This window comes from Halomonas sp. CKK8 (assembly GCF_029625235.1).
Taxonomy (GTDB): Bacteria; Pseudomonadota; Gammaproteobacteria; order Pseudomonadales; family Halomonadaceae; genus Halomonas; species Halomonas ventosae.
Genome location: NZ_CP121193.1, coordinates 2,023,681 through 2,045,900, shown reverse-complemented (window position 1 = coordinate 2,045,900; position 22,220 = coordinate 2,023,681). Strand labels below are relative to the sequence as shown.

At 68.0% G+C, this 22,220-nt stretch carries 26 protein-coding genes and 1 tRNA gene; 11 read left to right on the top strand and 16 right to left on the bottom strand.

From position 1 onward, the window contains the following. Positions 1–24 precede the first annotated feature (24 nt). Entirely contained in the window at positions 25–804 is a 780-nt protein-coding gene (locus P8934_RS09805; RefSeq protein WP_278030868.1) for an alpha/beta fold hydrolase, read from the top strand. On the opposite strand, the gene P8934_RS09800 is transcribed toward P8934_RS09805, so the two are convergent. Then, positions 801–2,024, bottom strand: a complete 1,224-nt coding sequence (locus P8934_RS09800; protein WP_278030867.1) for an ABC transporter substrate-binding protein — start codon at positions 2,022–2,024, stop codon at positions 801–803. The genes P8934_RS09805 and P8934_RS09800 overlap by 4 nt on opposite strands. Before the next feature lie 161 nt (positions 2,025–2,185). Between P8934_RS09800 and P8934_RS09795 the strand changes: the two genes are divergently transcribed. Continuing rightward, complete coding sequence (locus P8934_RS09795; RefSeq protein ID WP_278030866.1) at positions 2,186–3,892, top strand: potassium/proton antiporter; 1,707 nt, start codon at positions 2,186–2,188, stop codon at positions 3,890–3,892. 27 nt (positions 3,893–3,919) lie between these two features. Here P8934_RS09795 and P8934_RS09790 read toward each other — a convergent pair whose 3' ends face one another. Then, the gene (locus P8934_RS09790) at positions 3,920–4,474 is read right to left on the bottom strand and encodes a YaeQ family protein (protein ID WP_278030865.1); all 555 of its coding nucleotides are present in this window, start codon (positions 4,472–4,474) and stop codon (positions 3,920–3,922) included. Positions 4,475–4,561: 87 nt separating this feature from the next. On the opposite strand from P8934_RS09790, the gene P8934_RS09785 reads away from it, so the two are divergent. Next, positions 4,562–5,212 carry a metallophosphoesterase gene (locus tag P8934_RS09785; RefSeq protein WP_278030864.1) on the top strand — a complete coding sequence of 217 codons (651 nt, stop codon included), beginning with the start codon at positions 4,562–4,564 and terminating at the stop codon, positions 5,210–5,212. Between the two features lie 94 nt (positions 5,213–5,306). Here the strand turns inward: P8934_RS09785 and P8934_RS09780 are convergent. Continuing rightward, positions 5,307–5,396 (bottom strand) — tRNA-Ser (locus tag P8934_RS09780). A gap of 123 nt (positions 5,397–5,519) precedes the next feature. Between P8934_RS09780 and P8934_RS09775 the strand changes: the two genes are divergently transcribed. The 7 genes from P8934_RS09775 to P8934_RS09745 all read left to right on the top strand — a co-directional run bounded on the left by P8934_RS09775 (position 5,520) and on the right by P8934_RS09745 (position 8,856). Then, positions 5,520–5,990 (top strand): NUDIX hydrolase, encoded by a 471-nt coding sequence (locus P8934_RS09775; RefSeq protein WP_278030863.1) that lies wholly within the window; start codon positions 5,520–5,522, stop codon positions 5,988–5,990. Between the two features lie 79 nt (positions 5,991–6,069). Beyond that, on the top strand, positions 6,070–6,738 hold the full coding sequence (locus P8934_RS09770) for a Bax inhibitor-1/YccA family protein (protein WP_133634050.1): 669 nt from the start codon (positions 6,070–6,072) through the stop codon (positions 6,736–6,738). A 67-nt stretch (positions 6,739–6,805) separates the two neighbouring features. After that, entirely contained in the window at positions 6,806–7,198 is a 393-nt protein-coding gene (gene tusD, locus P8934_RS09765) for a sulfurtransferase complex subunit TusD (protein ID WP_106231280.1), read from the top strand. Positions 7,199–7,218: 20 nt separating this feature from the next. Next, positions 7,219–7,593 (top strand): sulfurtransferase complex subunit TusC, encoded by a 375-nt coding sequence (gene tusC / locus P8934_RS09760; RefSeq protein WP_278030862.1) that lies wholly within the window; start codon positions 7,219–7,221, stop codon positions 7,591–7,593. Between the two features lie 21 nt (positions 7,594–7,614). Then, on the top strand, positions 7,615–7,905 hold the full coding sequence (gene tusB, locus P8934_RS09755) for a sulfurtransferase complex subunit TusB (protein WP_278030861.1): 291 nt from the start codon (positions 7,615–7,617) through the stop codon (positions 7,903–7,905). Beyond that, positions 7,905–8,258 (top strand): TusE/DsrC/DsvC family sulfur relay protein, encoded by a 354-nt coding sequence (locus tag P8934_RS09750; RefSeq protein WP_278030860.1) that lies wholly within the window; start codon positions 7,905–7,907, stop codon positions 8,256–8,258. The genes tusB and P8934_RS09750 overlap by 1 nt, the downstream gene beginning before the upstream one ends. A 10-nt stretch (positions 8,259–8,268) precedes the next feature. Further along, on the top strand, positions 8,269–8,856 hold the full coding sequence (locus P8934_RS09745) for an ACP phosphodiesterase (protein WP_278030859.1): 588 nt from the start codon (positions 8,269–8,271) through the stop codon (positions 8,854–8,856). On the opposite strand, the gene glp is transcribed toward P8934_RS09745, so the two are convergent. From glp to P8934_RS09690, 11 genes are all read right to left on the bottom strand, one after another. Next, a complete protein-coding gene (gene glp, locus P8934_RS09740) occupies positions 8,843–10,051 on the bottom strand; it encodes a gephyrin-like molybdotransferase Glp (RefSeq protein WP_278030858.1) in 1,209 nt (402 codons plus the stop codon). The two genes, P8934_RS09745 and glp, sit on opposite strands and share 14 nt — an antisense overlap. A 77-nt stretch (positions 10,052–10,128) precedes the next feature. Continuing rightward, on the bottom strand, positions 10,129–10,650 hold the full coding sequence (moaB, locus tag P8934_RS09735; protein ID WP_278030857.1) for a molybdenum cofactor biosynthesis protein B: 522 nt from the start codon (positions 10,648–10,650) through the stop codon (positions 10,129–10,131). Continuing rightward, positions 10,647–10,970 (bottom strand): DUF1244 domain-containing protein, encoded by a 324-nt coding sequence (locus tag P8934_RS09730; protein WP_278030856.1) that lies wholly within the window; start codon positions 10,968–10,970, stop codon positions 10,647–10,649. The genes moaB and P8934_RS09730 overlap by 4 nt, the downstream gene beginning before the upstream one ends. 94 nt (positions 10,971–11,064) lie before the next feature. Further along, positions 11,065–12,123 (bottom strand): formate dehydrogenase subunit gamma, encoded by a 1,059-nt coding sequence (locus P8934_RS09725; RefSeq protein WP_278030855.1) that lies wholly within the window; start codon positions 12,121–12,123, stop codon positions 11,065–11,067. A 12-nt stretch (positions 12,124–12,135) separates the two neighbouring features. Further along, entirely contained in the window at positions 12,136–12,750 is a 615-nt protein-coding gene (fdh3B, locus tag P8934_RS09720) for a formate dehydrogenase FDH3 subunit beta (RefSeq protein WP_106231288.1), read from the bottom strand. A gap of 10 nt (positions 12,751–12,760) precedes the next feature. Further along, positions 12,761–15,616: a molybdopterin-dependent oxidoreductase gene (locus P8934_RS09715; RefSeq protein ID WP_278030854.1), complete on the bottom strand. Its 2,856-nt coding sequence runs from the start codon at positions 15,614–15,616 to the stop codon at positions 12,761–12,763. Between the two features lie 26 nt (positions 15,617–15,642). Beyond that, positions 15,643–15,846 (bottom strand): twin-arginine translocation signal domain-containing protein, encoded by a 204-nt coding sequence (locus tag P8934_RS09710; protein WP_133634073.1) that lies wholly within the window; start codon positions 15,844–15,846, stop codon positions 15,643–15,645. A 94-nt stretch (positions 15,847–15,940) separates the two neighbouring features. Next, on the bottom strand, positions 15,941–16,543 hold the full coding sequence (locus P8934_RS09705; RefSeq protein ID WP_278030853.1) for a molecular chaperone TorD family protein: 603 nt from the start codon (positions 16,541–16,543) through the stop codon (positions 15,941–15,943). A 4-nt stretch (positions 16,544–16,547) separates the two neighbouring features. Further along, on the bottom strand, positions 16,548–18,260 hold the full coding sequence (locus P8934_RS09700) for a 4Fe-4S binding protein (RefSeq protein ID WP_278030852.1): 1,713 nt from the start codon (positions 18,258–18,260) through the stop codon (positions 16,548–16,550). 187 nt (positions 18,261–18,447) lie between these two features. After that, a complete protein-coding gene (locus tag P8934_RS09695) occupies positions 18,448–19,029 on the bottom strand; it encodes a DUF3306 domain-containing protein (protein WP_278030851.1) in 582 nt (193 codons plus the stop codon). Then, on the bottom strand, positions 19,026–19,457 hold the full coding sequence (locus tag P8934_RS09690) for a DUF3305 domain-containing protein (protein ID WP_278030850.1): 432 nt from the start codon (positions 19,455–19,457) through the stop codon (positions 19,026–19,028). Before P8934_RS09690 ends, P8934_RS09695 begins: the two co-directional genes overlap by 4 nt. A gap of 95 nt (positions 19,458–19,552) precedes the next feature. Between P8934_RS09690 and P8934_RS09685 the strand changes: the two genes are divergently transcribed. Next, positions 19,553–20,398 (top strand): formate dehydrogenase accessory sulfurtransferase FdhD, encoded by an 846-nt coding sequence (locus tag P8934_RS09685; protein ID WP_278030849.1) that lies wholly within the window; start codon positions 19,553–19,555, stop codon positions 20,396–20,398. A gap of 3 nt (positions 20,399–20,401) precedes the next feature. Here P8934_RS09685 and P8934_RS09680 read toward each other — a convergent pair whose 3' ends face one another. Together P8934_RS09680 and P8934_RS09675 are read right to left on the bottom strand one after the other, a co-directional pair. Then, entirely contained in the window at positions 20,402–21,037 is a 636-nt protein-coding gene (locus tag P8934_RS09680) for an XRE family transcriptional regulator (protein ID WP_278030848.1), read from the bottom strand. Positions 21,038–21,187: 150 nt separating this feature from the next. Beyond that, positions 21,188–22,123 carry a histone deacetylase family protein gene (locus P8934_RS09675; protein ID WP_278030847.1) on the bottom strand — a complete coding sequence of 312 codons (936 nt, stop codon included), beginning with the start codon at positions 22,121–22,123 and terminating at the stop codon, positions 21,188–21,190. Positions 22,124–22,220: the final 97 nt, after the last annotated feature.

Here is a 22,220-nt window from a genome sequence, read left to right as displayed (position 1 = left end):
CTACCCCCAGCCGAGGAGACTGAGATGCCCATCGAACTCCACTATATCGACACCGGGGGCGACACCACCCCGCTGGTGGTCGTCCACGGCCTGCTCGGCAGCGCCGACAACTGGCGCTCCCACCTCAAGCAGTGGCAGCGCCGGCATCGGGTGATTGCCGTCGACCTGCGCAACCATGGCCGATCGCCGCATGCGACGGGGATGGGCTACGACGCCATGGCCGAGGACCTGCTCGCCCTGCTGGACCGGCTCGGCGTGGCAAGTGCCCACCTGCTGGGACACTCCATGGGCGGGAAGGTGGTGATCAGCCTTGCCCGGCTGGCGCCGACCCGCGTGGCATCGCTGGTCGTCGCCGACATCGCGCCGATCGCCTACGGCCATGACCACGACAGCGTGTTCGCCGCCCTGCGCCGCGTCGAGGCGGGCCGGCCCACCAATCGCCGCGAGGCCGACGCGCTGCTCGCCGAACACGTCGAGGAGTCCGCCGTGCGCCTCTTCCTGGCCACCAACCTGGAGCGCGACGACGAGGGCATCCTGCGCCTGCGCATCGGCCTCGACGAGATCCAGGAAGACTACGAGACGATCATGGGGGAGCCGGCGGGAGAGGGCGCCTTCGCGGGGCCGACCCTGGTGTTGCGCGGTGCCCGCTCGCGCTACGTGACCGACGAGATGTTGCCGGCGCTGCGCGAGGTGCTGCCGCGAGCCGAGGTCGAGACCCTGGAGGCGGGCCACTGGCTGCATGCCGAGCAGCCCAAGGCCTTCCAGACGGCGGTCAATGCCTTCCTCGAGCGCGTGGCGGGCTAGCGAGGCGCTGCCCCGGGGTCGATGGCCAGTCGCGAGACCGGATGGCGCTCCTGGATCAGGCCGGCCTCGAAGAGGTATTCCTCGAAGCGTCGGTAGCGGCCCTGGTCCAGGGCCGCGGGGCTGAGGCTAAGGCGCGAGCGGACCATCTCCCAGGCCTCACGGTTGGCCGCGGTGTCGAGGCCCGGCTCCGCGTTCGCCATCAGCGACCAGGCCTCCTCCGGATGGTTGGCGATCCAGGCCGTGGCTTCCTCGAGCGCCGCCACCAGGCGTCGGATGGCATCCCGCTGCGGCGCCAGGTGGTCGCGGTTGGCGAGCAGCACCAGGCCATCATGTAGCGGGATGCCCAACTCCTCGATGCGCAGTACCCGGGTGGCCAGTCCCTCGTCGGCGAGCTGCCGGGGCAGCAGGTGGCGCATGGCGCCGATCACGCCATCCACGCGGCCCTCGCGCAGGGCATCACCGAGCCGGAAATGCAGCGCCTCGGTCTCCACCTCGTCGTCGCGGATCGCCGCGCCGCGCTTGAGGGCCGCCAGCAGGACGTCACGGCTGTCGATATCGGCATGGCCGATGCGCGAGCCGGCCAGCTGGGCCGGCGTCTCGATGCTCCCGTCCTCGCGCACCACCAGGGCGCTCAAGGGCATGGCGACCAGCGTGGCGACACGGACCAACGGCAGCCCGCGGTCCACCTGGAGGTGCAGCAACGGCTGGCGGGCTACTGCCAGGTCGATCCGGGACGCTGCCAGCAGCTTGCTGGGCACGTCCGGGTCGGCCGGGGTGGCGAGGGTCACTGCCAGTCCGTGACTGGCAAACAGGCGCCTCTCCCGGGCGACGAGCAGGGCGGCATGGCGAGGGCTCGGGTAGCCGTCCAGCATGATCCTGAGCGGGGTGACAGGCGGTGGTTCGATCGGTTCCGCCGGGCGCAGGGCGATGGCGGGGACGCTAGGGCGCGAGGGCGTGTCGACGCTGGGCCCGGTTGGCGCCTCCCGGTAGCGACGCCGGGTCTCTGCCCAGGCCGCGGCCTCGGCGGCAGCCCTGGCCGCCTGGTCGGCCAGGGACTCGAGGTCCGGCACCATCACCTCGGTGCCCAGCGGCGGGTAACCCTGCTGCGCTTCGACGGCGTCGGCCGGCGGGTCGGCCGCGGCGGACAGCGTCGACAGCAGGGCGGCAGCCGACAGCAGCAGTCGTCCGCGGCGAGGTCGCCGAAAAACGGATCTGGTCATCGAATCGGGACTCCTGCCATGCGCGCTATCCGGGCCTGCGTGGGTGCCGCGCAAGCTTAACCGCTGCCCACGGGCCGCGACCAGCCATGACCACAAACGGAAATCGCTGTGCCGGGCGGGGCATGCGATAATCCGCTCTCTTGCAGCCGAGGCAGGATGCCATGGATTCGATCAACAGCCTCTTCCTGCTCAGCGGCTTCCTGCTGGCCCTGAGCATTCTCGCCAGCCGCCTCTCCTCGATGGCCGGGGTCCCCCTGTTGCTGATCTTTCTGGGCCTTGGCATGCTGGCCGGGGAGGAGGGCCTGCTCGGCATCCAGTTCGACGACTATTCGCTGGCGTTCCTGATCGGCCACCTGGCGCTCGCCATGATCCTGCTCGATGGCGGGCTGCGCACGCGCCTCAAGACCTTCCGCGTCGGCTTCCGGCCGGCGCTCTCCCTGGCCACGCTGGGGGTCTTCATCACCGGTTCGCTGGTGGGCGTGTTCGCCATGTGGGTGTTCGACCTGAGTCTGGTTCAGGGCCTGCTGGTGGGGGCCATCGTGGGGTCCACCGACGCCGCCGCGGTGTTCTCCATGCTCAGCGGCCGGGGCGTCAACCTCAACGAGCGAGTCGGGGCGACGCTGGAGATCGAGTCCGGGACCAACGATCCCATGGCGATCTTCCTCACCCTGATGCTGGTGGAAGTGCTGGTCGGCGAGATCGGCGGGGTGGTCGAGACCCTGCTGTTCCTCGTCCAGCAGTTCGGCCTGGGCATCGTCATCGGCCTGGGCATCGGCTGGCTGAGCGCGCGCCTGCTGAGCTGGCTGGACCTGGCCCCGGGCCTCTATTCGCTGCTGGCCCTGGGCCTGGGCTTCTGTATCTTCGGCCTGACCAGCGCCCTGGGCGGTAGTGGCTTTCTGGCCATCTACCTGGCCGGCCTGATGATCGGCAACCGGCCCGGGCGCCACCTCAACTTCATCCTTCCGGTCCACGACGGGCTGGCCTGGCTCTCCCAGATCGGCCTCTTCCTGGTGCTGGGCCTGCTGGTCACTCCCAGCGAGATGCTGGACTACGCGCTGCCGGCACTGCTGGTGGCCCTGGCGCTGATCTTCGTCGCCAGGCCACTGGCGGTGCTGATCGCCGTCAAGCCCTTCTTCAAGTTCCGCTGGCGGGAGATCGGCTTCATCGCCTGGGTGGGCCTGCGCGGGGCGGTGCCCATCGTGCTGGCGATCTTCCCGGTGATCGGCGGGGTGGAGAATGCCTCGCTCTACTTCAACGTGGCCTTCGCAGTGGTGCTGCTGTCGCTGCTGATCCAGGGGGGCACCCTGCCGTGGATGGCGCGCCGCATGAAGGTCGAATTGCCCCCCACCGTCACGCCTAACCGTCGCGGGCCACTGGGCATCCTGCCCGAGAACGACTACGAGATGTTCGTCTACGAGGTCGAGAACGCCGACCTCGAGGACGTGCCGATCCGGCTGCTGCGCTTTCCCTCGGGGGCGCTGATCTCGGCGCTATTCCGCGAGCACGCCATGCTGCACCCCAAGGGCAGCACCCGGCTGCGCCTGGGTGACGTGATCTGCGTGATCGGGCGCACCGATGACCTGCCGGCGCTGAACCGCCTGTTCAACGGCGATGCCAAGCTCAAGCGCGAGCGGGCCTTCTTCGGGACCTTCACCTTCGACGGGGAGGCACAGATGCGCGACATCGCCGATGCCTATGGCCTGACCCTGAGTCCCGGCGAGCGGGACATGACGCTGGCCGAGTTCGTCTCGCTGAGGGTCGGGGGGCACCCGGTAGTGGGCGATGACGTGGACTGGCACGGCATCCACTGGGTGGTCAGCGAGATGGACGGCAACAAGGTCTCCCGCGTGGGGCTGAGGCTCTACTGAGCCGACGCACCGAGGCCTTTCGATGGGTTAACCGGCGCGCATGTCCTTGAGCACCTCGAGTGCCACCTCGACAGCCCCTCGGTCGGGGTGGGTCACCCAGACCCCGCCATCCTCGATCATGCAGCTCAGCGTCATGCTCCTCGCCGCCAGGTCGCCCAGCGCCGCCACGGAAGTCGGGGAGATGTCGACGACCCTGAGGTTGTCGAGGGTGGCGAGCTTGCCGGCGATCTGCTCCCACCAGATCGCGGCGCCCTGGCCGCTGTAGGTGTAGACGACCACCCGGTCGGCTCGCCCGCAGGCACGGCGAATGGCCTTCTCGTCGGGCTGGCCCAGCTGGATCCAGAGCTCGATGTCGCCGGTCAGGTCCTGGAGCCAGAGGTCGGGCTCGTTCTCGGTGCTCACCCCCCGCCCGAAGGCCAGGGTCTCGTCGGCGTTCAGGGCGAAGGCCAGCAGCCTGACCATCATGCGTTCGTCGGTCTCCGAGGGGTGTCTCGCCACGGTCAGGGGATGATCCGCATAGTAGTGCCGATCCATGTCGGCGATCTGCAGCTGGACCTTGTGAATCGTTGCCTTCAGTGCCATTTGGCTTGGTCACTCGCCCATCTGGGAACTAGGGTCCACATCATGACATAGTCGGCTGCGTTCGGGGATGGATGAGGAATTCACGCCATGTTGATCAGGCATCAAGCGAACACCAGGGGCCGCGATTTCTTCGTGGGTGACCTTCACGGTCAGTACCGCCTGCTGCAGGAAGCCTTGCAGGGCGTCGCCTTCAGCGAGTCGGAGGACCGCCTGTTCTGCGTTGGCGACCTAATCGACCGGGGGCCTGGTTCGCTCGACTGCCTGAGGCTTGTCTTCCGGCCGTGGTTTCATGCCGTACGCGGCAATCATGAGGCATTGGCCGATGCCGCGCTGCTGGAAGGGGAGGGCAGTCGGGCCTGGGCGCAGTGGATGATCAATGGCGGGGGATGGAGCCTCAAAAGCGGGGTAGGAGAGACACGAAGGATCCTGCAGGCGGCGCTTAGCTATCTGCCATTTGCGCGCGAGGTCGAGGGCATGGGCAAGCGCGTGGGCATGGTGCACGCCGAGCCACCGGCCGACTGGTCGCTTATCGAGGTGGCCGACCGGGAAGCGCTGGTATGGGGGCGCTCCCGCATCCAACGGGGCGACGAGACGCCGGTGGCGGGAATCGACGTCGTCGTCGTTGGCCACACCATCGTGGAGCGGCCGCTGACCTTGGGTAATGTTCACTATATCGACACCGGGGCCTTCTGCACCGGCCGCCTGACGCTGATCGATGCACGTGAGTTGCTTCAGTGACGAGGTGGCAATGGCAGATACTGCCTGTGAAACAGTGCCGGGGGATTACGCACAAGAAAAAAGCGCCCGTAGGCGCTTGATTCTTAAGTAGTATTGGCGGAGGGACAGGGATTCGAACCCTGGGAAGGCTCTCACCTTCGCCGGTTTTCAAGACCGGTGCATTCAACCGCTCTGCCATCCCTCCGGCTCACGGATGGGTATACTACCAGCTTTCCTCGCCGGGTCAAGAGCGCCTAGGGATCAAGATGTTAGGCTTCGCATGGCGAGCTGAGGCACAATGGGGCATCGGTGACTGCAGGAGAGCATCATGCTTGACCCCACACTGCCCTCCGGTGTGCGTCCGGTCCCCGCCGTCTCGGCCGCCGTGATCAAGGGTGACCGCATCCTCATGGTGCGGCGGCGCAACCCGCCCAGTGCCGGCATGCTGGCCCTGCCCGGCGGCAAGGTGGAAACGGGTGAGAGCCTCCAGCAGGCAGCGGCGAGGGAGCTGCTGGAGGAGACCGGTGTGCTCGCGGCGCCCCGGAGGATCCTGACGGCCATCGACCTCTTCGACCACGACGACGCGGGCCTGCTGAGGATGCATTTCGTCATCGTGGTGGTGCAGCTCGAATGGCAGGGCGGGGTGGAGGGGGCCGCCGACGATGCCACCGAGCTGCGCTGGATGGACCTCGAGGCCCTCGAACAGGATGACGGGGAGGTCTGTGAATCGGCGTCCCGCGTGGCGCGTCGGGTGCTGGCCGAGGCGATGTCCGCAGAAAGCGCGTTGAAGCCAGGCTAGCCAGTCTCTTGCGTCGGGAACCTTCTGGCGGCATGCTAGGTCAAGTGCCTAGATCAACCACACAGGGAGCTTCGGATCCATGGCTTACCAAGACACGCAGATGACACGGCAGCAGACCCAGGCTGTCGGTACCAGCAAGGTCCTGCGCAATACCTATGGCCTGCTGGCGATGACCCTGCTGTTCTCCGCCGCGACGGCCGGTGCCGCCATGGCCATGGGCATCGAGCGGATGAACATCCTGGTGTTCTTCATCGGTGCCTACGGCCTGATGTTCCTGGTGCACAAGACGGCCAACTCGGCGATCGGCCTGCTTTCCACCTTCGCCTTCACGGGCTTCATGGGCTTCACCCTGGGGCCGATCCTCAGCGCCTACCTCACCCTGCCCAACGGGGCTCAGCTGATCATGACCGCACTGGGCATGACCGGGGTGACCTTCGTCGGCCTCTCGGCCGTAGCGCTGATCACGCGCAAGGACTTCAGCTTCCTGGCGAACTTCCTGATGGCAGGTGCCATCGTGCTGATCATCGCCATGGTGGCGGGTATCTTCCTGCAGATTCCCGCGCTGTCACTGATGGTCTCGGCCGGCTTCGTGCTGTTCGCCTCGGCCGCCATCCTCTACCAGACCAGTGAGATCGTCCATCGGGGCGGCGAGACCAACTACATCCTCGCGACCATTACCCTCTACGTCTCGATCTACAACCTGTTCGTCAGCCTGCTCTCCATCCTGGGGATCATGAGCCAGGACTGACGGCTTCGCCACAGCACGGATACCTGGCCCCGCCTACTGGCGGGGCCAGGCTGTTTCAGGAGAGCCCATGCGCTATGCCATCCTGCTGATGGGGGCCCCCTACAGTGATCAGGCGAGCCACTCCGCCTTGCGCTTCGCCCGTGCCCTGGTGGCACGGGGCCACCGGCTCGAGGCAGTGTTCTTCTACCATGATGGGGTGTACAACGCCGCCCGGCTGGCCGCTCCCCCCCAGGACGAGCCACATCTGGTGGATGCCTGGGCGGCGCTGGCCAACGAGCATCGGGTCGCCTTGCAGGTCTGCATCGCCGCGGCCCTGCGCCGTGGCCTGCTCGACGAGCGGGAAGCGGCCCGCCACGGCAAGGACGGCGTCAGCGTGGAGGCTCCCTTCGAGCTGACCGGACTGGGCCAGCTGGTCGACCTCGGCACTCGCTGCGACCGCCTGGTCACCTTCGGCCCCTGAATGCCTGCCACGGAGTCCCGATGCAAGAACACCATGACGACAGTGACCTGCTGGTCATCCTGCGCCACGCGCCCCACGGCAGCAGCTGGCTGAGGGAGGGCCTGGATGCCGCCCTGGTCGCCGCGGCCTTCGGGCGCCGGGTCTCCCTGCTGTTCATGGGAGAGGGGGTGACGGCCCTGATGCCGGGGCAGCAGCTGGGCCCCCTGGGGCAGAAGGGCACGGCCGCGACGCTGGAGATGCTGGAGATGTATGATATCGAGACGCTGCTGGTGGAAGAGCAGGGGCTCTCCCGTCTCGGCCTCTCGAGCGACGACTTGATGCTCGAGGTGGAGTGCCTGCCCCCCGCTGCGCTGGCGCGTGTCCTCTCCGGGCATCGCCTGGTGTTGACCTTCTAGCCAGACGCAAGGAGTGCGCCCATGTTGCTGCATGTCGTGAACCGTTCCCCCGCGACCAGTCGGGTCTACCAGCAGGCCCTGGCCGGCATGTCGCCGGAGGATCGCCTGCTGTTGATCGAGGATGGGGTCCAGGGGGCGCTCCCTCAGCTGGTGCGGTATTACACGGGCCTGGAGGGGCGCCTGTTCGCCCTGAAGGAGGACCTGGAATCGCGCGGGCTGCTCGGTCGCTGCGACGCCAGCGTACAGGTGGTCGACGTGGACGGTTTCGTGGTCCTGACCGAGGAAGCCGAACGAACGGTGAGCTGGTACTGATGGCAACCACAGAAATATACCGTTATCTATCTGTCGATCAACACCAATATGGCCTGGATCCCGAAGGCTACCTCGTCAACATGAATGAGTGGTCGCCGGAGGTCGCCGAGGCCCTGGCCGACGAGGAAGGGATAACCCTGACGGCGGAGCACTGGGAGATCCTCCAGGTGCTCCGTGACTTCTACGCTCGCTACGAGATGGCGCCCGCCATGCGCCCCCTGGTGAAGGCCGTGGCACGCGCGCTGGGGCCGGAGAAGGGGCGCTCCATCCACCTGATGCGCCTCTTTCCGGGCAGCCCGGCCAAGGTGGCCGCCCGTCTCGCTGGCTTGCCGAAGCCCACCCATTGCCTGTGATTTGCCGATAATGAATTTTCTGGCGCATGGTTGGCTCGCCCGGGGCGGCAGCGATGACTTCCTCTACGGCAACCTGATCGCCGACGGGGTCAAGGGTGCCGACCTTTCGTCCTGGAGCGCCGAGCAGGCCAGCGGCATTCGTCACCATCGGCGCGTGGATGCCTTCGTCGATGGCCATCCGGTGGTCTCGGCCGTGCTCGAACGATCGCCGCGCAGGCAGCGCCGCTATGCCGGCATCGCCCTGGACCTGGTCTGGGACCACTTCGCGGCGCGGTCACTGGCAAGCGACGAGCGGCACTGGCTGGTCGCTCGCTGCTATCGGGTGCTGGCGAAGCAACCAGCTCCGGCCCGGCTGGCGGCGATGATGCCGGTCCTGGTGGAGCAGGACTGGCTCAATCGCTACGCCGACTTCGCCTTCACCTGCCGGGCCATCGAGGGTATCGGCCGGCGGCTTTCGGGTCCCAACCGCCTGGCCGAGCTCGTGCCCTGGCTGGAGGAGGACTATGAGCGGCTCGCCCGCGACTTCGAAAGGCTCTGGCCCGCGGTCAATGACGCCCTGGGGATTGCCTCACCGCAGGGAGGGGTCACTCGACCCTGAGCCACAGGCAGTCGACCGGATCACCCGGCTCGATCCGGCTCTGGGCCGGGACCACCGCCAGTGCATCGGCGCTGATGCAGGATGACAGCACGCCGGAGTTCTGGTCCCGGAAGGCCCGAGCCAGGACCCCGTCCTCCCCGAACTCGAGCATCACGCGCATGTAATGGCGTCGCGGGCCGGTTTGCGTGGAGAAATCCGCCCGGGCCCGCAGGCAGGGCAGCTGCGCGAGTCCTTGGCACCCCTGCAGGGCACCGAGCAGCGGACGCAGGAACAGCCAGGCGCCGACGAAGCAGGAGACGGGATTGCCGGGCAGGCCGACGAAGCGTACCTCCCGTCCCTCGCGCCCCGGCAGGCGCCCCAGGGCGAGGGGCTTGCCGGGACGGATCGCCAGTCGCCACAGGTCCAGCTGGCCCAGTGAGGCCAGAGCGGCCTTGACGTGATCCTCCTCGCCGACACTGACGCCGCCGGTGCTGATCACCAGGTCTGCCTCCTGGGCGGCGGCGCTCAGCGTCTCTCGGGTTCCCGCCGGATCATCGGGAATCGAGGTGACCAGCGTCAGCTCCGCGCCGAAGCGTTCGAGCAACCGCCTGAGCATCGGCCGGTTGGAGTTGTAGATCTGGCCCGCGGCAAGGGGTTGGCCCGGGTCGACGATCTCGTCGCCGGTGGAGAGTAGCGCCACCCGGGGGCGGCGACGCACCACCACCTCGGTGATGCCCTGACCGGCCAGGTGGCCCAGCGCGGCGGCCTCCAGCCGCTCGCCGGCCGGCAGCAGGGGCGCGCCTGCCGTGACGTCACGACCGCGGCGGCGAACGTTGTCGCCGGCCGGGATGTCGGGCGGTATCGCGGCCAGGTCGGCCGCTACCTCGACGCGCTCCTGCATCACCACGCAGTCGGCACCCGGGGGGAGCTCGCCCCCGGTAAAGATGCGCGCACAGGTGCCGGGCGCCAGCGGCGCGGCCGGCGAGCCCGCGGCGATGCGCTGGGCGACCGGCAGCCGCTTGCCGGCATCCCGGTGGTGGAGGGCATAGCCGTCCATGGCGCTGTTGTCGAAGGCGGGCACGTCGAGCCGGGCCTCGATCGCCTCGGCGAGCACACGGCCCGCCGCCTTGTCACAGGTCAGGCGTTCCGGGGGTGTCGGCGCCACGTCACGCAGCAGCGCCACCAGTGCTGCCTCGACCGATTGCATCTCAGCCATGCTGGCCTCGCTCGGGGATCACGGACTTGGCCTGAACGTATGGAGAGTTGCACGGCGAGTGCCGGCTGCAAATGGTCTCAGCCATGCTGACCTCGCTCGGGAATGACGAGATTGGCGAAGTTACAGGGCTTGTGGCGGCTGTCGAGCTGCTCGGCCAGGATCCCGTCCCAGGCGGTGCGGCAGGCCCCGGTGGAGCCGGGCAGGCAGAACACCACGGTGGCGTTGGCCAGTCCGCCCAGGCAGCGGCTCTGCACCGTTGAGCTGCCGATCTCCTGCCAGGAAAGGTGGCGGAAGAGTTCACCGAACCCTTCGATCTGCTTGTCGAGCAGGACCGAGACCGCCTCGGGCGTGGAGTCGCGGCCGGTGAAGCCGGTCCCGCCGGTGGTCAGGATCACCTGGGCGTCGGGTTCGGCGATCCAGCCGGCCACCACGGCACGGATGCGGTAGACGTCATCGGGCACGATACGTTTCTCGTGCAGGGTGTGCCCGGCAGACGTGAGGCGCTCGACCAGCGCCTGGCCACTGCGGTCGGTCTCCTCGTTGCGCGTATCGGAGATGGTCAGCACCGCGATGGAGAGGGGAATCATCGGCTCGCTCATCCGTCCTTCTGCTCCTGCTTGCCGGCCTGGCGCGCCTCGAAGGCGGCCATCTGCTCGGGAGTGGCTTCCTGCTGATACTTCTCCTTCCACTCCGAATAGGGCATGCCGTAGACGTAGGCCCGGGCGGCATCGTAGTCCAGCTCGGCGCCGCGCTCGTCGGCGGCGGCCACCAGCCACTTGGAGAGGCAGTTGCGGCAGAAGTCGGCGAGGATCATGAGGTCGATGTTCTGTACCTCCTTGTGCTCATCCAGGTGGCGGAGCAGGCGGCGAAAGGCGGCCGCTTCGAGTTCGGTGCGGGTGGCGTCGTCGAGATGCTGCATGGTGGCTCCTCGGGATGGCGATTGCGTCTGTCGCATCAGCTTAACAAAAGACACCGCCCGTAGGCGGTGTCGATGGGCGCTTTCCTGCCAACGCTCAGCCGGAGCGGGGGGCCGGTTCATCGCCCTGCGCAGAGGATCGGTCGGCCGCCAGTTGCTCCTCGGGAACGGCCTGGTCCTTGACCTTCTCGTACCAGAGGTTGTGATGCTCCTTGGCCCAGGTCTCGTCCACGTAGCCGGTGGCCATGCCTTCGAAGGAGCCCTCGGTGCCCAGCGTGCCGATGTAGATGTGGCCCAGGGCGACCGCCGTCAGGCCGAAGGCACCCACGGCATGGATGATGTTGGCCCACTGCATGGTGTCGCGCCCCTGGCCATAGTTGGGGAAGTCCAGCACCAGGCCGCTGACGATTACCGCGATGCCGGCGGTGGCGAGCAGCCAGTACCACACCTTCTCACCGCCGTTGGCGAACCCCGCATCGGGATGCCCCTTGCCCACCAGGCCGCCGCCCTTGGCGAACCACTCCAGGTCATGCTTGCGAGGAATGTTGTGGGCCAGCAGGCGCAGCAGCAGGATCACCAGCAGGATGCCGAACAAGGGTCCCAGGTAGTTGTGGATCAGCTTGGTACCGGACATCATCGCCGCCCAGAAGCCGTCGCCGAAGATCGGACGGAAGACGGCCTTGCCATAGGCCAGGTTGAGCCCGGTGAGGGCCAGCAGGATGAACAGGGTCGCCACCGTCCAGTGCAGGGACCTGACCACCAGGGACCAGCGCAGCAGCTTGCGCCCCGTTCGCGGCTCGTCGAGCTTCTTGCGGCCGACCACCAGGTAGAAGAGGGCGATGACCACGATCATGCCCACCACGGCGATCACCCCGAAGGGAGAGACCCAGCGCTCGCGCAGCTGTCGCCAGGTCTCGCCACTGGCGTTGATCAGGTTGTAGTTGGAATCGAAGCGGCTGTCCCGGTAGTTGGGGCCGGTCTCGCCGCTCTTGATCTGCCGCCAGGCATCGGCGTCCAGGGCCGGGACCGCCGTGGCGGCCTCGCGATCGGGGTCGGCCTGGGCCAGGGCGAACTGGGCGACCCCCAGGCTGGCCACCAGGGCCAGCACCAGAAGGGGCAGTCGCCACAGCGCCCGCCAGGGTGTGGACTTGCTCATGACATGACCTCCTTACCCCTGCTGGGTGGCGTCGTAGGCCAGGGAGTCGGCGTCGGCCCGGGGGTTTCCCGACCAGCCGCCATCCTTGTGACCCCGCTGCACGACCCGCTGGCGGAAGATATCGGCGACCTCCTGGGCATCACCGGCGAGCAGGGCCTTGGTCGAGCACATCTCGGCACACAGTGGCAGCTTGCCCTCGGCGATGCGGTTGGCCCCGTACTTCTGGTACTCCTCCTCCTTGGTCTCCGCCGGCCCGCCGGCGCAGAAGGTGCACTTGTCCATCTTGCCCCGCTCGCCGAAGGCGTTCTGCTTCGGGAACTGCGGGGCGCCGAAGGGGCAGGCGTAGAGGCAGTAGCCGCAGCCGATGCACAGGTCCTTGTCGTGCAGCACGATGCCGTCATCGCGCTGGAACAGGGTCTCGGTGGGGCAGACGGCAATGCAGGGTGCATCGTCGCAGTGCATGCAGGCCACCGAGATGGAGACCTCACTGGGCTCGCCGTCGTTGAGGGTCACCACGCGACGGCGCTGGACGCCCCATTCCACCTCGTTGGCGTTCTTGCAGGCGGTGACGCAGCCGTTGCACTCGATGCAGCGCTCCGCGTCGCACATGAACTTCATAGTGGCCATGGTGTTCTCCTCAGCTTGCCTTCTCGATGCGACACAGCGTGCACTTGGTTTCCTGCATCTGGGTCACCGAGTCATAGCCGTAGGTGGTGGCGGTGTTGGCCGCCTCGCCGAGCACGTAGGGGGCCGAGCCTTCCGGATAGCGGTCGTGCAGGCTCTCGCCCTGGAACATGCCGCCGAAGTGGAAGGGCATGAAGACCACCTCGCGGGCGACCCGCGGGGTGACCAGCGCCTTGACCTTCACGCGGCCACCCTCGGCGCCCTCGACCCACACCATGTCGCCCTCGGCGATGGCCAGGTCGTTGGCGAGGGCCGGATTGATCTCGACGAACATCTCCTGCTGCAGCTCGGCGAGCCAGGACATGGAACGGGTCTCCTCGCCGCCGCCCTCGTACTCCACCAGGCGCCCGGAGGTGAGGATGATCGGGTACTCCCCGGTGACGTCCTTCTCCTGGATGGTCTTGTAGAGGGTCGGCAGGCGGTAGTGGGAGGCCACGTCGTCCCAGGTCGGGTAGTCGGCCACCAGGTCGCGGCGACTGGTATAGAGCGGCTCGCGGTGCTTGGGGATGGGGTCCGGGAAGGTCCAGACGTTGCAGCGCGCCTTGGCATTGCCGAACGGGGCGCACTCGTGGGCGATCGCCACCCGCTGGATGCCGCCGGAGAGGTCGGTCTTCCAGTTCTTGCCTTCCGCCTCGGCCTTCTCCTCCTCGGTCAGGTCGTCCCACCAGCCCAGGTCCTTGAGCATGGCGTCGGTGAACTCGGGGTAGCCGTCCTCGAGCTCGGAGCCTTCGCTGAACGAGCCGTCGGCGAGGATGTTCTCGCCATCGCGCTCGATGCCGAAGCGGGCGCGGAAGGTCAGGCCGCCCTCGGAGACCCGCTTGCTGGTGTCGTAGAGGATCGGCGTGCCGGGGTGGCCCATCTCGGCGTTGCCCCAGCAGGGCCAGGGCAGGCCATAGTAGTCGCCGTCGGCGGGCCCGCCCTCGGCCTTGAGGTCACGGAAGCTGAAGGTGTGCCAGTTCTGCTGGTGGGCCTTGAGGCGCTCGGGACTCTGGCCGGTGTAGCCCACCGTCCACATGCCGGCGTTGAACTCGCGGGTGATGTCCTCGATCAGCGGTTCGTCGCCATTCATCTGGTAGTTCTTGACCAGCTCGTCGCCGAAGCCCAGCTTCCTGGCCAGCAGGTACATGATCTCGTGGTCGGGCTTGGACTCGAACAGTGGCTCGATCACCTGGTCACGCCACTGGATGGAGCGGTTGGTGGCGGTGACGCTGCCGGTGGTCTCGAACTGGGTGGCCGCCGGCAGCAGGTAGACGCCGTCCTGGCGGTCGTGCATGACCCCCGCCACGGTGGGGTAGGGGTCGACGATGACCATCATCTCGAGCTGCTGCATGGCCTTCTGCATCTCGGGACCGCGGGTCTGGGAGTTGACCGCGTGCCCCCAGTAGAACATCGCCTTGAGCCGCGTGCGCTGGGAGATGTCCTCCTCCTGCTCGAGCACGCCGTCGATCCAGCGCGAGACGGTGATGCCGCTGGAGTACATCGGCTGGCCGTCGGCGTACTCGGCCTGGTCGAAGCGCCCCTTCAGCCACTCGTAGTCCAGGTCCCAGACGCGGGCCCAGTGCCTCCAGGCACCCTCGGAGAGACCGTAGTAGCCGGGCAGCGAGTGGGACATCAGGCCCAGGTCGGTGGCGCCCTGGACGTTGTCGTGGCCGCGGAAGATGTTCGCCCCGCCGCCGGACTTGCCGATGTTGCCCAGGGCCAGCTCGAGGATGCAGTAGGCCCGGGTATTGTTGTTGCCGGTGGTGTGCTGGGTGCCGCCCATGCACCACACCACGCACCCCGGGCGGTTCTCGGCCAGGCGCCGCGCGGTGTCGCGCATCGCCTCCTCGGAGACGCCGGTGATGTTCTCGACAACCTCGGGCGAGAACTGGGCCACCTCGTTGCGCACCTCGTCCATGGCGTAGACGCGCTGGTTGATGTACTCCCGATCCTCCCAGCCGTTCTCGAAGATGTGCCACAGCAGGCCCCAGATGAAGGCCACGTCGGAGCCGGGGCGAATCCGCACGTAGCTGTCGGCCTTGGCCGCGGTGCGGGTGAAGCGCGGGTCGACGACGATGATGTGTGCCTGGCTGCGCTCCTTGGCCAGCAGGATGTGCTGCATGGCCACCGGGTGGGCCTCGGAGGGGTTGGAGCCGATGAACATGATCGACTTGCTGTTCTGGATGTCGTTGAGCGAGTTGGTCATCGCCCCGTAGCCCCAGGTGTTGGCCACCCCGGCCACGGTGGTGGAGTGGCAGATGCGCGCCTGGTGGTCGGTGTTGTTGGTCCCGGCCAGGGCCGCGAACTTGCGCATCAGGTAGGCCTGTTCGTTGTTGAACTTGGCCGAGCCCAGCCAGTAGATGCTGTCCGGGCCGTGTGCCTCGGTCAGTTCCAGCACCTTGCTGCCGATCTCCTCGATGGCATCCTCCCAGCTCAGCCGCTGCCACTCGCCACCCACCAGCTTCATGGGGTACTTGAGGCGGCGACTCGAGTGGCCGTGCTGCCGCAGCGAGGCGCCCTTGGCGCAGTGGGCACCGCGGTTGATGGGGTGGTCGAAGGCGGGTTCCTGCTTGGTCCAGACGCCCTCCTGGACCTCGGCGTAGACGCCGCAGCCCACCGAGCAGTGGGAGCAGACGGTCCGCTTGGTCTCCACCGGGGCGTCGGAGACGGCGGTCTTCTCGGCGGCCTCGGCGCGCTGCATCATGGGAGCCCCCATGAAGCCGGCGGCGGCGAGGCCGCCGGTGGTGGCCCCGCTGCGCTTGAGGAACTGGCGGCGGGAAATGCCCAGTCCACCGGCCCTCGGAGTATCGGATCTAGGTGTCAGACGCATGGCATCACTCTCCTGGCTCGGGGCCGTCAGTCACGCAGCGTGGCGTAGAAGGCACGGATGTGGGGGGTTTCCCGGTACTCGCGGGAGGGTTCGGCCTCCTTCGCCGTCGGCTTGGGGTCGGCCTGGGCCAGGGTCACGTGACCGACGGCCGCTGCCGCGCCAGCGGCGGCGGTACCGATGCCGAGCGTCTTGAGAAAGCGCCGGCGCTCCGGGTTGCGTGTGTTGGGCATGGGGATGTCTCCTCTACTCATGCTGTCTGCGGCCCGTGCCGGGGCCTTGTTGTGATTGTCTTTGTGTTTGTGGCTCACGGTCCGATGTGGGGCGTCAGGGTTCGACGATCCTGACGGGATCCTGGCGCGACTCGGCCTCGAGTCGCCGGGACTCCTCCTCTATGAAGGCCTGGCCGAGCAGGCCCAGGTGCGCGTAGAAGGGGGCGTCGACCCGGCCAAGATCCGCCAGGCAGTCCGAGGCCCAGGGCGCGAGGTGCGTCATGAAGAAGCGCGCCTCGTCCGGAGCGCGGGCCTCGATCAGCATGGCCATCACCTCGCAGAGGGCGGCCAGATGATCCTCCGGGTCCCGGCTGTGCTCGGCACGCTCGAAGCCCAGCGCCTTGAGATCACGGCGCAGGGCGACCAGTGCTGCGTCCATCAGCTCGCCGTTGCGATACCAGGAGGCGTAGGGCGTGATGTCGCCCTGCACCACCCCGACCAGGTGGCGAAAGTGGGCCCGCTCGAGGGCAGCGGCCGTGGTCGCGCCCGCGGCAACGACCAGTGATGCCCAGCGCGCGGCGAGCAGGGTGCCGTCCTGATCGACCTCCAGCCCGGCCAGCCACTCGAGCAGCGAGGCATCGGGTGCCTCGCGCAGCAGCCGGGCCAGTAGCCGATAGACATCGGCCCGCAGGGCGTCGCGCTCGTTCAACTCGTTCATGGCGTCATACCTTCAGCTGCGATTCGGGGTCGCGGGCCATGGCCTGCCAGACATCCTTGACCCGGCAGTCCTCGCACATCTCCAGGCGCGCCAGGGCATCGCCGGCGAAGTAGGGATGATCGGCAAGCTTGGCCTTGAGGGTCGCGACGGTACTCGCGGTGGCGAAGGGCTTGCCGCAGCGAATGCACGGGAAGGCGGCCTCCTCGTGCTGGACCCGGCGTTCGCCTCGCGCGGCGTCGGCCAGGAAGCCGGGCACCAGGGTGATGGCATCCTCGGGACAGGCCTCGGCGCAGAGCCCGCACTGCACGCAGTCCGCCTCGCGAAAGCTCAGCAGCGGACGGTCGTCGCCGGCGGCCAGTGCCGGGGTGGGACAGTTGGAGACGCAGGAGAGACACAGGGTGCAGGCCTCGCCGTCGACCGCCAGACCGCCATAGGCGGCGCCGGTGGGCATCGCATGGCGTTGGCCATCGGGCGTGCCGCAACTCGCCAGATGGTCCAGCACCTGATCGAGGCGTTCGCGCTTGTCGCTGCCGGTGAGCACCAGGGGGGCGCCTTCCAGCGGGGCCTCGCCCGGCAGGGCGTCACGGGCCGCCGCGTCCCCGGCCGTCAGGCGGCTTACCCGCGACGGCGAGTGGCCGAGGGCGTGGAGCAGGGCATGTGCCTGGGCGAGCTGGTCGTCGATGAAGGCCGTGAGGCGGTCGGGCATGCCGGGGCGGCACTGGATGCGCACCTCGGCGGCGCCGCCGGCCAGGGCGGTCAACCACTGGTCATGGCCGGCGGCCCCCAGCTCCTCGAGGGGAATGTCGAGAACATGGCCCGCGGCGTCGCTCTCCGTGGCCAGGTCGCCGGCCTCGGCGAAGCGCACCACCGGTACCGTGCCACCGGCATCCCGATAGGCGGCGAGCCACGCCAGCAGGGTCTCCTGCTGGCGGGCGGTCTCCGGGAGGCGGAACTGGATCGCCCCGGTCGGGCAGGCGCTGCTGCAGCTGCCGACGCCGTGGCAGCGGAAGGGGTCGATCTCGATCCACGCGTCGATTCGGCCCTGATGGCTCTTGACGGCATCGGCGGGGCAGACCTCCAGGCAGCGGGTGCAGCCCGTGTAGCCGCTGGCCGAGTGGGCGCAGAGGCCATTGTCGATCTGGAAGTAGCGCGGCTTGTCGAACTCGCCGACCAGGCCGGCGAGCGCCTCCAGCTGCTCGTCGCGCTGCGGGTCAGGCCAGGCGAGGGCGACATAGCCGGGCGGGGGCAGTTCCAGGGCGAGCAGCGGGGTCTCACCCAGATCGAGCACCAGGTCGAAATGCTCGCGGTTGGCCAGGGCCCGTGCCAGGTCGAGGGTGTCGTCCTCGCCGGCCAGGCGGACCGAGAAGTGCCCCAGGTAGCCCTCGATCTCGAGCGAACGGGCCTGCGACCTTGAGAGCCGCTGGCTGGTCATGACGGCAGTGTCGCCGAGCAGCGCCTCGTCCTCCTGGTGCGTCTCGCCGTCGGCCATGGGCTCGGTGAAGAGCAGGGCCGGAGGAGGGAGGCCCCGGTCGTGCAAAGCGCGGGCGGCACGCCGGACGTCGCGTTCGTTGCCAAGCACCAGGGCGTGCCCCTCGCTGCGGTAGCCGACACTGGCCGGGGTGAGGTTGACCGGCCAGGAGACTCGCTGGCGTGCCGCCTCCCGCGCCTGCCGGTTGCGGTCGTCATCCACCGGCATGATATCGATTCGCTGGTTCATGCAGTCTCACGGTCGGGTTGCGTAGGTTGAACTTGTTCTTGTTGTGAAATGCTAATTAATTAGTGTTGGTCCAATCGGCGCCGCGCGCAAACGCTCCCTTGGTCTAATGCATAGGACTGATGCATGGCACCGATAGGCCGGCTCAATGGACAGGCCCCGGGCCTTGGCCGGCTACGTCGCCCCGGCGTCATCCCGGGCGGTCATGGGAGCGTGGTGCCTCCTGTGCCTCATCGGTGTCGGTATGCGACACCTGTTCGGGGGTATCCGGGGGACTCTCATGGGGGCCTTCGCCGCCGTTGGCCACGGCGTCTGACGTAACCTCGTCCGGGCTCTCGTCGTCCTCCAGCTGCCGCCGTGTCCAGTTGCGCAGCCGCTCGGCCACCTCGCCGGCCAGCGGCTGAAGCTTCTGCCGGTAGTCATCGTCGTAGTCGTCGAGGCCGTCACGGATGCCATAATGCTTCCCGGCAAAGAGGCGCCGCAGGGCGCGCTTGCGCAGGCCACTGCTGACCCCGGAGGCCAGGAAGGCCTTGATGTCGCTGCCGGGCGGAAGGGTATCCGGGTCGGGCAGAGTGTGGTCCAGGCTGCCGGGGGCCGGCGAACCTGAGGAAGTGGCATCGCGCTCCGGGGCATCGGGTTCCCGCGGCCCAGGGTCCGGCTCTTCGCCCGCCCGCGGCTCGCTGGCCCGAGGCGCCAACCGCGCCAACGGCGCCTCCGGCGATGCCGGGTGCTCGCCGCGCTTGAGGCGGGACCATCGCTCGAACCGGCTCATGCTCCGATCTCCCGGGCGCGCCCGGCCCCCTTGCGCTTCTTCTTGCGCCCCTCCGCCGGGGCCTCGCCATGATGGGCGAGGTAGGCCTCGATCCAGGCCTGTATCGCCAGCGGCATGTCCACTTCCAGTACCCGATGCTCGCCATCAAGCCAGCCCGCAGCCACGTCCTGGCTGGCGGTGATGGCGGCGGGAACTGGCTGGGCGCCGGCCTCACCCGCCCGCACGAACAGGCGAGGGGTGGCACTGGTCAGGTTGAAGCGGTAGGCGGCCCGCTCGGTCATGTAGAGCTGCAGGTCCAGGGTCCAGGGGCCAGCAAGACCGCTGACGAGGTCGACGATCCTCCAGCGCGTCGTGGTGAAGCCCTTGATGGCAAGCGGCTCGCCGGCGACATCGAAGCTGAGCGAGCAAGAGCTGCTGATTGGCGACATGTGAGGTATTGCTCCAGCCTTGTCTCTAGGTAGTAAAGACAGTAGGCGGAGACAATGCCATCATCGTCAATCAACGTTCTGCCGAGGAGCCGTCGATGCATGACATCCGCCTGAGCCGGGCGCGCCTGCCTGCCACCCTGGAGATCGAGGTGCTCGACGAGTTTGGCGAGGCGAGGCGGCAGGCCATCGCCGCGGAACGGGCCCTGACCGTCTACCTCAACAAGCGGGAGATCGTCACGCTCATGACCCTGGGCGCCGACCCCGAGGCGCTGGTGGTCGGTTACCTGCGCAACCAGGGGCTGCTGGCCGAGCAGCGGGACCTCCAGGCGGTGCACGTGGACTGGGAGGTGGAGGCGGCCGCGGTGGTCACCCGCCACCTGCCGGAGGACCTGGAGGAGCGCCTGGGCCAGCGCACGGTGACCACCGGCTGCGGCCAGGGCACGGTCTTCGGCCGGCTGCTCGAGGCGACCTCCCTGCAGCCGTTGCCGGCCACCGTGATGCGCCAGTCGGTGCTCTACCGGCTGCTCGACAACCTCGGTGCCTACAACGAGACCTATCGCAGTGCCGGCGCCGTGCATGGCTGCGCGCTGTGTCGCCAGGAGGCGGTGCTGGACTTCGTCGAGGACGTGGGGCGGCACAATGCCGTGGATACCCTGGCCGGGCGCCAGTGGCTCGAGGAGACGGACTCCGCCGGCGCGGATATCTTCTACACCACCGGGCGGCTGACCTCGGAGATGGTGCTCAAGGTGGCGCAGATGGGCATCGGGGTGCTGGTGTCGCGGTCCGGCGTGACTCAGAAGGGGGTGGAGCTGGCCCAGCGCTTCGGCGTGCTGCTGATCGCCCGGGCCAAGGGGCGCCACTTCCAGGCGATCCATGGCGCGGGCCGGCTCGAGCTCGATGCCGTCCCCGCGCGGCGCCCGGGGGACCGGGCGCGGGCCTGAGCCTCAGGCGCTGCCCTCGCCCCGGGTGCAGACCGACAGCACCACGGCATCGGCGTCGCTGACCGAGACCAGGGCATGTCCCATGGCGCTGTCGAAGTAGATGCTGTCGCCGCTGGCCAGGGCCAGCGGCTCGTAGTACTCGGTGTAGAGCAGGATCTCGCCGTCGAGCACCATCAGGAACTCCTCGCCGTCGTGGCGCACCCATTCGTTGAACTCGTCGAAGGCGCGCGCCCGCACGATGGTCTTGAAGGGGATCATGCGCTTCTGGGCGAGCTCGCAGCTGAGCAGCTCGTGCTCGTAGGTCGGGGTCGGGTGGCGCTGCCCCTCGCCCCGGCGGGTGAGGTCGCGCCGCCCCATGGTGCGGGGCTGGACCTTGGGTGGGGCAAGCAGTTGGGGCAGGTCGATGCCCAGGCCATTGATCAGCTTCTGCACTGCGGTGAAGGTGGGAGAGATCTGATCGTTCTCGATCTTGGAGAGGGTAGAGCGCGCCAGGCCGGTGCGCTGGCTGACGTCCTCCAGGGTCCACTGCTGCGCCAGGCGAATCTCCTTGAGGCGCTCGCCGAGGCGCAGCGGTTCGACGAAGGGCTTGCGGCCAGCGGCAATGCGCAGGGCGGCATCCTGATCGGTGGTGGCGGTCATGCGTTGTTCACTATTGGAAACGAGGTTTCCCCAAGCCTACCACAGTCGCTGCCTGCGGCCCCACGCCCGCGACGCCGTCATGCCAAGGAGCGACGGGAAGGCGGGCGATCCGGCGGTGGCTCGGCTGTTTCCTTGCGCCCGGAAACAGCCTCAATCGCCGAAGGGCAGCCCGAGCAGGGCCTTGAGGTGTGCCTCGGCACAGCGACCCAGGGAATCCAGGTCATAGCCGCCTTCCAGGACCGACACCAGGCGGCCATCGGCGTAGAGGGCGGCGATCTCCAGCGCCATGTGGGTGATCCAGTGGTAATCCTCGTCCTCCAGGCAGAGCTCCGCCATGGGGTCCTCACGGTGGGCATCGAAGCCCGCCGAGACGAGCACGATCTCCGGCTTGAAGGCGTGCAGGGCAGGCAGCCAGTCGTCCTCGATCGCCTGGCGAAAGGCGGCGCTGTCGGTGCCAGCGGGCAAGGGGGTATTGACCACGTTCTGCCATTCGCTGCGCAGGTAGCGCCAGGGGTAGAAGGGGAACTGGAAGCTGGTGCAGACCAGCACCTCGGGGTCATCCTTGAAGATGTCGATGGTGCCGTTGCACTGGTGGACGTCGAAGTCGAGGATGGCGATCCGGCGGGCCCCGTACTTGGCCCTGGCATGCGCCGCGCCCACCGCCACGTTGTTGTAGAAGCAGAAGCCCATGGCGTCGCTGGCCTCGGCATGGTGCCCCGGGGGGCGCACCGCGCAGAAGACGTTGTCGGCCTGGTGGCGAAACACCTGGTCGACGCCACGTACCACCGCCCCCGCGGCCACCCTTGCCGCCTTGAGGCTGTTCGGGTTCATCATGGTGTCACTGTCGAGGGTGACGATGCCATGCTCAGGGACGCACTTGTCCAGGGCCCGCAGGTGGCGAAGAGGGTGGACCCGGGCGAGCTGTTCCTCGGTTGCCTCCCGGGCCTCGGACTGCATGGTCTGCTGCAACACACCGGAGAGCATCAGCCGCGCCCGGATGGCATCCAGCCGCAGCGGGCTCTCGGGATGTTCGGGGCCCATGTGGTGCAACTGGCAGTCGGGGTGAGTAATGTAGGCGGTGATCATGCACTGGCTCCGAAGTGACTTAGGTCACCTTAATCGTGACGCCCGCTTGCAGAACAGTGTCAATAAGTCTTACACAATGAAGGGCAACGTTCCTTCA